At 43.6% G+C, this 13,008-nt stretch carries 6 protein-coding genes and 1 tRNA gene; 3 read left to right on the top strand and 4 right to left on the bottom strand.

Going from position 1 to position 13,008, the window contains the following annotated elements; all coding sequences use genetic code 11:
- Positions 1-296 precede the first annotated feature (296 nt).
- Positions 297-3,086 carry a YfhO family protein gene (locus tag V6C21_RS05510; RefSeq protein ID WP_479268536.1) on the top strand — a complete coding sequence of 930 codons (2,790 nt, stop codon included), beginning with the start codon at positions 297-299 and terminating at the stop codon, positions 3,084-3,086.
- Positions 3,087-3,277: 191 nt separating this feature from the next.
- Here V6C21_RS05510 and V6C21_RS05515 read toward each other — a convergent pair whose 3' ends face one another.
- A complete protein-coding gene (locus V6C21_RS05515; RefSeq protein WP_479268537.1) occupies positions 3,278-4,672 on the bottom strand; it encodes an esterase/lipase family protein in 1,395 nt (464 codons plus the stop codon).
- Between the two features lie 427 nt (positions 4,673-5,099).
- On the opposite strand from V6C21_RS05515, the gene V6C21_RS05520 reads away from it, so the two are divergent.
- Positions 5,100-7,520 (top strand): heavy metal translocating P-type ATPase, encoded by a 2,421-nt coding sequence (locus V6C21_RS05520; RefSeq protein ID WP_479268538.1) that lies wholly within the window; start codon positions 5,100-5,102, stop codon positions 7,518-7,520.
- A 116-nt stretch (positions 7,521-7,636) separates the two neighbouring features.
- The gene (gene copZ, locus V6C21_RS05525; RefSeq protein WP_034840868.1) at positions 7,637-7,849 is read left to right on the top strand and encodes a copper chaperone CopZ; all 213 of its coding nucleotides are present in this window, start codon (positions 7,637-7,639) and stop codon (positions 7,847-7,849) included.
- 193 nt (positions 7,850-8,042) lie between these two features.
- On the opposite strand, the gene gdhA is transcribed toward copZ, so the two are convergent.
- The 3 genes from gdhA to V6C21_RS05540 all read right to left on the bottom strand — a co-directional run bounded on the left by gdhA (position 8,043) and on the right by V6C21_RS05540 (position 12,971).
- Positions 8,043-9,374, bottom strand: a complete 1,332-nt coding sequence (gene gdhA, locus V6C21_RS05530; protein WP_034840871.1) for an NADP-specific glutamate dehydrogenase — start codon at positions 9,372-9,374, stop codon at positions 8,043-8,045.
- Positions 9,375-10,302: 928 nt separating this feature from the next.
- Positions 10,303-12,291: a right-handed parallel beta-helix repeat-containing protein gene (locus V6C21_RS05535; protein ID WP_479268539.1), complete on the bottom strand. Its 1,989-nt coding sequence runs from the start codon at positions 12,289-12,291 to the stop codon at positions 10,303-10,305.
- A gap of 593 nt (positions 12,292-12,884) precedes the next feature.
- Positions 12,885-12,971 (bottom strand) — tRNA-Leu (locus tag V6C21_RS05540).
- Positions 12,972-13,008: the final 37 nt, after the last annotated feature.

Raw genomic sequence — 13,008 nt, forward strand, 5'->3', positions numbered from 1 at the left:
GCGCTTGTTTATTATAACATTAAGGTCATGCTATGTCAATAAGAAATTTAAAAATTTATTAAAAAAAGTTTTGTTTCAATAAAAGAAACAAAATAATAATACAGAATATCTTTTGACGAACATACTATCTTTATGTGTACCGCCGAATACATTTCACATAGTTTTCGGTTTTGAATTACATTCGATAAAAAGGTCAAGAATTAGCATGTATAAGCCCATGTCCTAAACTAAGAGTGTGACAGTCAGACATCAATGAAAGCTTAAGGCTACATAAAAATTTATTTGGTGGTTGAAGAGTGAATCTAAAAAATAGGGCATATAGTTCTAATAAAAAATCATTCTTAATGTTTTATGCGGCATATACTTTTCTTTTTGCCGTTATATTCTTGTTTGGTTACTGCTCATTTTGGATACATGGAAAATCCTTTATCTGGAACTGTGATGGGTATAACCAACATTTTCCCGCCCTTATATATATCGGCAGATACTACAGGCGTATCCTGTTGAGTATATTAAGCGGTGATTTTAATATCCCGTTGTTCGATTTCAACATCGGCATGGGCGAAAATATTATAGCAACGCTGAATTATTACGGGCTGGGCGACCCGTTTGTATTGCTGTCCGCTTTTGTTCCGGCGGCCGGAACGGAAACACTGTATGAAGTGCTTATAGTCCTTCGCATGTATCTTTCCGGCATAGCGTTCTCAGCCTTTTGCTTTTACTTTAAAAAACAGCCGTTCAGCGTCCTTATTGGGTCGATTACTTATGTATTCTGCGGGTATGCTCTTGTTGCTGGTGTCAGACACCCCTTTTTTATAAATCCGATGATTTTTCTTCCACTGATGCTGATAGGCCTTGACTTGGTACTAAGAAAAAAGAGTCCTATAATTTTTATTTTAACCGTCTTTATTTCAGCAATCACGGGCTTTTACTTCTTATACATGATGTCGCTGTTCATATTTGTATATGCTCTTATTCGTTTTAAGGCACTTTATAAAAGCAGCACATTCAAGGAATTAATAAAAGCGTTTGTAAAGTCCGTTTCGTTTTATCTTGTCGGCATAATGATGGCGTCCATATTATTTTTGCCTGTGATTTACGGCTTTTTCAGCAGTTCACGGATAAGCGGCCATATTACCGCAAAAAGCCTTTTATTGCCGCGGCAATGCTTGACATTCCTGCTCGGCTTTATCGCCGGCCCCGCAAGCTGGGATTATCTGAACATAGCGGCAATAGCGGTTCCTGCTGTCGTCGTGTTGTTTCTAAAGCGTGACGAAAAGCTAAAGCCCCTTAAAATAGGTTTTATTGTCGCCTTCATTGCTGCTTTGGTACCCCTCGGGGGCTATATTATGAACGGTTTCGGCTATGTTTCCAACCGTTGGACGTTTGCTTTCAGCTTTCTCGTCGCTTTTATCGTCGTCTGCATGCTGCCGTCACTTTTTAGAATGAGTTTCCGTGAGCAACTGTCATGCCTGACCGCCGTTATTATATACGGCATATTGTGTTTTGTGAAAGGCAGTTCGCGCAATGCCTACACAATGCTTGCTTTCGGCATGCTTGCACTGACGACGGCAATGTTATTTTTCATTCAAATTCATAACATGGAATCAAATCAACGGCAGTTGACGCCTATACAGGATTCGCTGCCGCAAAAATTGCCGTTGAAGGGATTAGCAGCTTTAATCGTTTCTAAAAGCAATTCGTTCAGACGCTTGCCGGCGTTTCTGCTGTGTATAATCATTGTTCTGAATCTTATATCAAACGCCGTATTTTTATTTGCGCCGGATAAGAAAAACTATGTTTCAGAGTTTACTAACAAAAATACAGCCTTGTCAAAATTTCAGAATTACCCTGCTGAAGGTATTGAAAAGCTCAAGCAGAATGATAGGAGCTTTTACCGGCTCGACTCAAAAAGCAACGGCATGCCGAACGCTTCAATGCTGCGCTCATACCCGGGCGTTTCGGTATACTATAGCATAATTAATTCCAACATGACTGATTTTAGACGCAAGTTTAGCGTTTCACCCTCAATGTCTACAGCTTTCAATCTGGGCAATCTCGACAGCAGGGCGGCGCTTGAGACGTTGTCCTCGGTCAAATACTTTGCATTAGGGCAGGGCAGCAGTCTCGATTATGTTCCCTACGGCTTTGAAAAGACCGATATTCCCGGTGTATATTACAACAAATATGCTCTGCCGCTCGGATACACCTATGACAGCTATATCACTGAATCCGAATTTAATAAGATGGGCGCTCTGGAAAGGCAGGAGGCGGCACTCCAGACGGCAATCATAGATGGCGAAGTGAGCGGCTGGCCAAAAGGCCGCATCAAAAACACTGTTAAAAAATTAAACTGCGCAGTAAAAACAGACGGCGCCGAATGGAGAAACGGGGAACTTATTGTCAAAAAGCCAAACGCCAAGATAAATGTAACTTTTAACGGGCTATCCGGCAGTGAAACATATATAAGGCTCGAGGACCTAATTTTGAGTGAGTCCGGAGTCGACTTTATGACGGTGGGAGTTTCGTCTGAAAACATAAACAAAACTCTGTATGTGAGGTCTGAATATGACAACTTTTATTACGGAGAGAACGATTACCTCATAAACCTCGGATACAGGCAGGACGGCATAACCTCCGCGTCGTTTGAATTTACGACACCGGGACGATATAAGCTGAAGGACATAGAGGTCTTTTGTATCCCGATGGAGGAATATGGAAAATATATTTCGCGCCTGTCAGAAAATTCGCTTAAAGATGTCACAGTAAGCCCAAACCGCGTTTTAGGGGAAATTACTCTTGAGAGAGACAAAATTCTGTGCCTGACTATACCTTATAGCAGCGGATGGACGGCGACTGTAGATTCAAAACCTGTGAAAATACTCAAGGCAAACACACTTTTCATGGCGATTCCGCTGAAAAAGGGCAGTCATACAATTGAACTTCATTATTTCACGCCGGGTTTGAAGCCCGGTGCGGTGTTGTCCGCTTTTGGATTTATTATATTTATAGTGCTTTCAGTGATTTACTTTAAGCGTTCTCGAAAAGCAAGAGGGTACATGAAAACAAAAACGCACTCACCGTAAATTTGCATACCCGCTTTTGCCGTTAAAACACAGGGGTCGCTTGCAGCATTTAACCTAATAGCCTCATTGTTTACTTTGTCGCGCGATCAACAAAGAACCAGGGTGTACGCAGCTTCGCACGCCCTGATTCTTATTATTTGCCGCAATACTTTCCAGAATGTTCTTTTGGATGAATTGATATAATTATAAAATCAAATTCCTCTTGAGCGTAAAAATTCTGTTATGCTGCCACCTGAAGCGATTGGCCGGATAAGTGTCCGCTCATAAAGACTGCCGTCATCGAGTTCTCCACGCAGGTTAAGCTCCACATTGTAGATCCCGTTCTTAAGTTTGGGCGCGCGCGGCAACTCGTTTCCATTTTTAAAGCTGTACTCTGCGACAACATCATAACTGTCGGCACAGGTGCGCAGAATCCTCATTTCCGCATTGACTTTTCCCGGAGCCGGCGAACTCGGGCATGCACAGAACGTATTCTTGCCCATGAGACAGATTACCGCCGTATATGCACCCTTACACGGCGCTGCCAGAAGCCGCCACTTGCCCGGCTGGGGGTCAAGTATTTCAGTTTTGTAAATAATAACGCCGCTGCTTTCTTTTTTCGCAGCGAGTATTTTCCTAAGGCCAGATGGGGAAGCAAGGCTGAAAAGCCGGTGATTAAATTCGCCTGAAAATGTAACGGTAATAATAATCCTTTCTGCGGTGCTGTCTATATAAAAGCTTTCATCAATGCCCTTTTCGAGGCTCCCACCTCTGAGGATATGGGCTGGGCGGGAAATTTTGCGCGGCGCAAAAACTGGGACTGCAGGTTCAGCTTTTTTGCCTTTGAGCACAGGTTCGAGGTGTTTCCACATGAATTTGCCTTTGCCCATTTGAGCGTGGTTATAGGGATAAGTACCCATATGCTCGCCCTTTGGATTGTGAGCGCTTTCAACGGTGACAACGCCGTCATTTTCACCGTATTTGTCCAGCAGGAGATGACCGAAATACATTCTTGACAGCTCGTCAGCGCCGCCGTTTCCGGCAAAGGTTTTGATTGGTGCGACGTTATTTGGGCTGTTGTCTGTAATCTTACGAAATTCGCGCATACATACGGTCTGCATGGCAAAGCAGCCCGGGCTGTGCGCTTTTATTAATTCCGCAAAAGCCCATCCTACCGAACTGTAGGCGATATCCGCAAGCTGCGATCCCCAATGCGGCGTCGCGAGTGTAATAATGCTGTCTATGTTTTTATACGCGCCGAAATGAACAGCCGCAGCCTGTGAATCAACGCCGCCTTTGCTGTGTGCGACAATAGTCACCTTCGGCACATGAAAATAACTGCAGATATCGCTGATTTGCTTTGCCAGCAGTTCGCCGTTGCTCCACATATCGAGCGCTTTCCCGTCTGGAAATTTAAATCCTACCACAGCGGCTCGGAATCCGGCGTCCACAGCATTTTTATACATTGAGTTGTTTTCGAAAAAATGCTGCGCAACACCGCCCAATCCGGGAACAAAGACGACAACAGGTCCCGTCCCGCCCAAACTTTTGTCGGCATAAACCGCGGCTTTGTCACCGTATGTCAATATCACGTCAGGTTTGTCCATCCAAAGGCCCCCTCAAAAAGTGTCGGACTTCAATGTTACATGATATGATGGGAAACCTGCTTATGACATTGATTCTTCATAAACGGACGAATCAAACCTGCACGGACTGGTGAAGTAAAGATTAAACTGCCTTTTGAAGTATGTTTTTGGCTTTGTTTAATGAGGTTGTGGAAACATTCAAATGATAAAAGACTTGACTATAAGGAAAAAAGGGACGAGAATAAAAACAGCGGAGAAAATTCCGCAAAGGTATTGCCATTAACTAAGTCAGCGGTTTTATGCGAATATAACGGCGGGGAACGAAAAAGCTAAAACTGAACCAGCCGGTAACGCCATGATGGAACAAACATGAACTTAAATTGAAGCTGACCAGCATGTGGGCAATGCCTTATATCATTCATAAATTTATCAAGAGGGTTTTATATAAATGATTAAAAAAGAAACGTTAAAAATAGCGGGCATGTCCTGTGCGGCATGCGCTGCAAGGATAGAAAAGGGGCTTTCAAGGCTCGACGGGGTTAAGTCTGCCAACGTAAACCTTTCTTTGGAGCGCGCGACGGTCGAATACGACGACAGCGTGACAAATAGGGATGAGCTTGAAAAGGTCGTGACAAAGCTCGGCTATTCTGTGATAAAAGAAAAGGCCACGAAAATAGCGGTGCTTAATGTCAGAGGCATGACCTGCGCGTCATGCGCTGCGAGGATAGAAAAAAAGCTTTTGCGGACTGACGGTGTTACGACTGCCGCCGTCAATCTGGCTACCGAAAAGGCTACGGTCGAATACGACCCTGCCAAAATTAAAGTATCGGACATAATCAAAGCCATTGAATCGCTCGGATATAAGGCAGAAAGGGAAGAAGAGGTCACCTATGACGCTGAGAGGGAACAGCGCGAACGGGAAATCAGAAATCTCAAGTATTCTCTGATTGCATCTATAATACTGACTTCGCCGCTTCTGCTTTCAATGATTTTCTCTATGTTCGGCATTGATATCGCGTTTTTGCACAACCCATATTTCCAGCTTGCCATAGCGACGCCGGTTCAGTTTATAATCGGGTTCAGATTCTACAAGCATGCGTATTTTGCCCTGCGCTCAAAAAGCGCGAACATGGACGTACTTATCGCAATGGGCACCTCTGCCGCTTACTTTTATAGCCTCTATAATGTCTTTTTCGGTCAGATGAATGGTATGGGCGGCATGGGAAACCTGTATTTTGAGGCGTCGGCGGTGATAATAACACTGATATTGCTCGGCAAGTATCTTGAAACAGCGGCAAAGGGCAGAACGTCGGATGCCATAAAGAAACTTATGAAACTTCAGGCCAAAACAGCGCGGGTCATCCGCAATGGTGTCGAAGAGGATATCCCGCTCGAAGAAGTCGAAGAAGGGGATATAATTGTCGTCAGGCCGGGTGAGAAAGTGCCGGTTGACGGCAAAATCATCGAGGGAAGCTCATCCATCGACGAGTCCATGCTGACAGGGGAAAGTATACCCGTTGAAAAAGGTGTGGGCGACATCTGCATAGGCTCGACGATTAACAAGTTTGGTACGTTCAAATTCGAGGCTACAAAAGTCGGAAAGGACACTGTGCTCGCCCAGATTGTAAAGATGGTCGAGGAAGCCCAGGGCTCTAAGGCGCCGATACAAAAGATTGCAGACAAGGTTTCGGGCATATTTGTTCCTGCCGTTATCGGCATCAGCATTATAACCTTAATCGGCTGGCTTATTGCGACGGGCGATGTTACAAAGGCGCTCATAAGCGCGGTATCGGTTCTCGTCATCGCGTGCCCCTGTTCGCTGGGACTTGCTACTCCGACGGCCATTATGGTTGGTACAGGTAAAGGCGCAGAAAACGGTATTTTGATAAAAGGCGGGGAGTATCTCGAAACCGCCTATAAAATAAATGCTGTTGTGTTTGATAAGACCGGAACGATTACAAACGGAGAACCAGAGGTTACGGACATTATATCGCTTGGTAACCTTACGGAAATTGAAATATTGAAGTTTGCCAGCGCGTCGGAGAAAAAATCAGAGCACCCGCTCGGTGCCGCAATCTTCGAGTACGGGAAAAAGGAGCTTTCGGATATTCCTGATCCAGAAAGATTCGAGGCTATACCCGGACGCGGGGTCAAGGCAGTTGTGAGCGGCAGAGAGGTGCTGTTGGGTACGCGAAAGCTGATGTCAGAACATAATATCAGTTTGGCTGACACGGAAAAGACGCTCGAGTCGCTTGAAGACGACGGAAAAACAGCTATGCTCATGGCGGTTGACGGTGCGCTTGAGGCAGTTATTGCCGTTGCAGATACCATCAAAGCACACTCAAAGACTGCGATTGATGAGCTTGCCGACATGGGAATTTCGGTATACATGATAACGGGCGATAATGAGCGGACTGCAAACGCTGTTGCCAGTAAGGCAGGTATCAAAGACGTACTTGCCGAGGTTCTGCCGGAAAACAAGGCGGCAGAGGTTGAAAAGCTCAGAAAATCGGGTAAAATAACAGCAATGGTAGGCGATGGCATTAACGACGCACCGGCTCTCGCGACAGCAGACATCGGTATGGCAATAGGTACCGGAACAGATGTCGCCATAGAGGCCGCCGATATAACCCTGATGAGCGGTGACCTGAGAACTGTCCCAGCGGCGGTTAGGCTTTCGAGGAAAACCATGCGCAAAATAAAACAAAACCTTTTCTGGGCATTTTTCTATAACGCAATAGGTATTCCATTTGCGGCTTTTGGTTTTCTAAATCCGATGATAGCCGGTGCTGCTATGGCGTTCAGTTCTGTTTCAGTCGTCACAAATTCACTTACTCTCAAAAGGTATGACCCCAAGAGAGCAGGATAACGCAAAAAGGCAGAAGCGAATGACAAAGTGTCGAGCGGGGATGTGCCTAAAATCACAGACAAGTAGCTAATGCGAATTTATAATTAAGGAACAAATTTAATTTTGGAGGATTCATTATGGCAAAGGTAACAAAGGTGCTTAATGTAAACGGTATGTCGTGCAGTCACTGCGTAAACGCTGTAAAAACGGCGGTTGGAGGCCTTGACGGTGTCGACAACGTCGTTGTAGACCTTGAAGGCAAAACAGTGACTGTCGAATTTGACGCTGAAAAATTAACCGTCGATGATATAAAAAACGCCATCGAGGACCAAGGTTATGACGTTGTTTGACGGCAATTTGAAAGTTATGTAGGGCCGTATCAAATGCTGTTATTCAGCAATTTGATACGGCCCTTCGTATTAGCAGTAGTTTACTGTAGATTCATACGGTGAACATCATTGGTTCTACCGCGCAGCACTGGTTTTTGTGCAAAAATGAACGCGCCCGCATTTTTCGGGCGCGTCATGCTTTTGCACGATTGTATTAGAGAACACCCTGTGCAAGCATTGCATCGGCAACTTTTACGAAACCAGCAATGTTAGCACCGGAGACATAGTCCTTCGGACGGTTGTATCTTTCAGCCGCGTCTGAAACGTTCTTGAAGATATTCTCCATAATGCCTTTGAGCTTTGCATCAACCTCTTCAAACGTCCAGGAAAGACGCATGCTGTTCTGGCTCATTTCAAGAGCTGAAGTCGCGACACCGCCAGCGTTAGCAGCCTTGCCGGGTGCAAACAGAACATTGTGGCTCTGCAGATATTTAGTAGCGTCAATGCTTGTCGGCATATTGGCGCCTTCTGCAACTGCGATTACGCCGTTCTTAACGAGTTCCTTAGCGTCATCGAGGAGCAGCTCGTTCTGTGTTGCGCAAGGCAGAGCGATATCGCAAGGTGTAGTCCAAACACCTTTGCCGTCGTGATAGACGGAATTCGGACGGTAATTCTTATACTCATACAAACGTCCGCGTTTGACTTCTTTAATCTCCTTGATTGCGTTAAGGTCAATACCATCTGGGTCATAGATCCATCCGGTAGAATCGCTCATTGTGACGACCTTGCCGCCGAGTTGCTGAGCTTTTTCGCAAGCATAGATTGCGACATTACCGGCACCTGAAATAGCAATGGTCTTGCCCTCAATTGACATGCCATTTTTCTTCAGCATGGCGTCGGTGAAGTAAAGCAGGCCATAACCTGTTGCTTCTTTACGGGTTAATGAACCGCCGAAGGTCAAGCCTTTTCCTGTAAGTACACCTGAATATTCGTTTTGAATACGTTTGTATTGGCCAAACAGATAGCCAATTTCACGGGCTCCTACTCCGATATCACCAGCAGGAACGTCCGTATCAGGGCCGATGTGACGATACAGCTCAGTCATAAAGCTCTGGCAGAAAGCCATAACCTCGCGGTCGGATTTGCCCTTCGGGTCGAAATCAGCACCGCCCTTGCCGCCGCCGATTGGCAGCCCGGTAAGAGAGTTTTTGAAGATTTGTTCAAATCCCAGGAACTTCAAAATGCTCATGTTTACTGACGGATGGAAACGCAGGCCGCCTTTGTACGGGCCGATAGCGTTGTTAAACTGAACGCGGTATCCGCAGTTAACCTGAACCTTTCCGTTGTCATCTACCCACGCTACGCGGAACTTAACCTGTCTGTCAGGCTCAGTTATTCTCTCGATAATACCGGCCTCTTCATATTGTGGGTTTTGTTCAATAACGGGAGCAATTGTCTCCAATACTTCCGTTGCAGCCTGAATAAATTCAGGCTCATTCTTGTTTTTAGCAATTAACTTCTCCAATTGGTCACTAACGTAGCTCATATTTACGCCTCCAGAATTTGATGTAATTTATTCTAACATAACTAAAAGCTCATTTCAATATGATTATGAATTTTATAAAACAAAAAGTTGCAAAAAGTAAAAAATCAACGAATTTAAAGTGTACAAAGCGCACAATATATTTCTCTTCTATGGCAAGCAGAAAATGTCAAACTGGATATACAACGATTCAAAAAAGCTTCATCACTGTTTATGAGTCACCTTTTTTCAAAAATCCAGCAGAACCCGCACTAATCTAATATTCTTATATGTAAGCAATACTGTAAGCATATTCTACTGTGATATGTATAAACGGAATTTCTATAAAAAAACATCTAAACTACATAGAATAAAACCGCATAAAAACAACTAAGAATTTTATGTCAAAAAATGAGTTTTGTGCAATTTAAGTAATTTGTTATTTCAAAAATGCAGTTTTATCTGCAACTGATTGCTTAAATTTTCTTGTTGGTATACACAAACTTATGATAAGCAAAACCCCCGCCGAATTTCGGCGGGGGTTAGTATGTATACGTATTATTAACTTTTATGAGATTATCTTTCTTTTATGATTGAAAAAACAGCGATACCTAATATTATCAATACAATTAAACCTATCGGCAATATATAGCTATACAAATATCTTGTGGTTGAGGTTATATCCTATCTTTTTTCTTTACGAGCCTTTGCTCAACCACTTTACCTCCCTTCTATGTGTATATAGTAACATATTCACATATAAATGGCAATATATTACTATAAATAAACCCGTCTGTCCAGACGGGTTTTTGACTTTAAATCAATATTTTGGATTTGTTTGTGCCGCTGACCGGACTCGAACCGGTATAGTAATGCTACCGAGGAATTCAATTTCGGCCCTCTCAGCAGTCAATACACCAGAAAGGAACGTATATAAAGCTTATATTTGTGATTAAAGCTTTATATTTTCAGAAGGCGATGCAAACGGGCCTGGAATAACTTGAATACCACGATGATTTCCAAAGTAGTCCGCGTCAAACTGTATCGGTGTTCCATCCGGGTTCTCATAGTATTCTTCCGGTTCAAAGGCTTTGCCGAGAATTCCGGTATTAATCATACGGTCGCTGAAATTATTGATATAATCAAATACATTTGTGTTTAGATAATATTGACCGTCTTTTTCTACAAGTTCAACCTTAACATCCTGATCATTCTCAACTACCAAGCCGTTAACCTCATTTTTCCACGGTTTAGCACCGTTTAGATATACATTTCCTTCACTCCAGATCGGCAGATGACCTGAATGAGCAGGTTCTAAAGCTCTCATATTCGGACGCTTAGTAAAGTCAAACTGCGAAATCCATTCATCATAGGTTGGGTACTCATCGAAAACGTGCGTGCCGACGAGCCTGTTTTCCTTTATAATATGCTGAGCGTCTTGATCATCATATGTCACATAGTCTTCAGAAGGCCACTTCTGAACAAAAATATTGTTGTAGAACCGGTTGTCACCATGAAGAATCGTCATGAAGCCCATAACTTCAGTACGATGCGGTATGTGATATGGTGTATAGCGTGTACCGGTGCCCTCGCCAACACAGGTAAATGCGCCGCAGATAAGGTTGTGAACCATAGCTACGCCTTGTGTCGCGAAACGAAGGCTGACATCTGAGAGCAAAATATTATTGTCAATTAGGGTTGGGCCATGGCTGACTTCAACAAATATATCCTGCGACATCATGCTTCCCGGAAGATTTTTGGCATACGGCGGCCTCTGATTATCATGAAGCAGGTTTTGGGTAATACGTGTGCCCTGAGCTTCCCAGTCACACCAGATTCCCATTGTGCAATGGTGGATGTGGTTGCGGCGTATTAGCACATCAATAGCCGCGTGCATTTTAATTCCTGCAATCTCTGCTCCGCCAAGTTCCATCATATTATTGATGTGGTGGATATGGTTGTCCTCAATTACACTAAACACACCGCCCATACGGCCGATAATACCGCCCTGTTGGCAGTGGTGAATATTACAGCGGCGAACAATATGGCTACCGATATTTTCTTTCAGCCAACCGTGATACTGACCACGGCAAACCGCGTCACGTTCCATCTGTGTGGGACTTTTTACCTGCTTATATGTGAAGTAATGATCGTTATCAGGATCAAGATATTTGCCCAGAGAAATGCCGGCGCACTTGCTGTTTGAAATTTCGCAGTCTTCGATGATCCATCCTTTGCTCCAGTGAGGGCCGATCATGCCATCTTGAAAAGCTGCGGGTGGTGCCCAGGTAGTGGCAGCTTTATCAATTTTGAATCCTCTGACTGTAATATAGCCGACACCTGTTTTAGATGGCATAAAGCACCTGCGGCGAACATTGATTTCTACGTTCTCCTTATTCGGATCAAGTCCCTGGAAATTAGCATAAATTATAGTTTCATCGGTATTTGTGTCTTGTTCTGCATACCACTTATAAATAGATTCTTCCGGTACCCAACTGCATTCATAAACTTCGCCTTTAATGCACTCTTCTAATGTAGTGGCTTCATACATCGCCTTGTCATTTAAATAAACACAGCCGGTATGCTTATTGGGAGTTGCGAAATACCAGTCTCCATATACTAAAGTAGTATAAGGATTATAGTCGCCGAAAACGCTGTTTGGAATCCTGCATACCCAGACATTTCCCTTGTAATGCTTCCAGTTCTTTACCTGTTCCGCACCGGTAATTACAGCACCGAGAGGTGTTGTACTGATATATGTGATACGGGCATCTTCAGTGCCGGCATGTACCGGATCTACATATTCTCGGTAAATACCCGGCGCTACCAACACTTCATCACCCGGACGCGCCAGCTTCGCAGCCTCATTGATCCGCCGGAATGGCCTTTCCATTGAACCATTGCCGTCTTTCGCAGCATTTACATCAACATAGTACCTCATGGACAATCCCCCATTATTAAATTAATATATTAGGGTTCAACTATATGCGTCTAATTATACCTAAGGAATTTGCATAATTCAACGTTATTATTATCTAAATTTATTGCACAATTTTGCACAATAATAACGTTAGCCTAGTGATAAATATTTTTAGCCTTTAATGCAACAAGGGATTATCCCTTATTGGGGATAATCCCTTAAAACTTATTAGTTATTTTTTATCGCGAATTATGCCACGAATTATGCCACTCCGATTAATTTAAAGCATTTTGAACTGTTTTTATAAGTTTGTAATTAAATCAATAAATCCCCGTGAAACCGCATAAATACAAGTTTTAGGGATTTTTCTTTGGTGACGCGAAAGCAGCTCGTACAATCGAAAATACAATCGAAAATCTGATTAACCCTCTTAATGCTAAAAAAGATAAGGACGTCATATGAATAAATATAGGGAGCACAGTTAAAATCACTGTGCTTTTTTAACATTTAAATAAAGACCAAATAAAGACCAAAAGTCATGTTTATAGCAGTGAGAAGATTGTAAGCAAAAAAATAGAACCCGCACAACCTAAGACGGTGTGCGGGTTTATTGTTGGTGCCGCTGACCGGACTCGAACCGGTATGGTATTGCTACCGAGGGATTTTAAGTCCCTTGCGTCTGCCTATTTCGCCACAGCGGCATATATTAAATTAACGCTTCTAACTGCAATCATTAAA

This window comes from [Clostridium] cellulosi (genome assembly GCF_036762875.1).
Classification (GTDB): Bacteria; Bacillota; Clostridia; order Oscillospirales; family Ethanoligenentaceae; genus Ruminiclostridium_D; species Ruminiclostridium_D cellulosi.

What these genes read in the sequence shown, in the direction of transcription:
- V6C21_RS05515 (WP_479268537.1), bottom strand. Translation starts at nt 4,672, where the DNA reads ATGGACAAACCTGACGTGATATTGACATACGGTGACAAAGCCGCGGTT.
- V6C21_RS05520 (WP_479268538.1), top strand. Translation starts at nt 5,100, where the DNA reads ATGATTAAAAAAGAAACGTTAAAAATAGCGGGCATGTCCTGTGCGGCA.
- copZ (WP_034840868.1), top strand. Translation starts at nt 7,637, where the DNA reads ATGGCAAAGGTAACAAAGGTGCTTAATGTAAACGGTATGTCGTGCAGT.
- gdhA (WP_034840871.1), bottom strand. Translation starts at nt 9,374, where the DNA reads ATGAGCTACGTTAGTGACCAATTGGAGAAGTTAATTGCTAAAAACAAG.
- V6C21_RS05535 (WP_479268539.1), bottom strand. Translation starts at nt 12,291, where the DNA reads ATGAGGTACTATGTTGATGTAAATGCTGCGAAAGACGGCAATGGTTCA.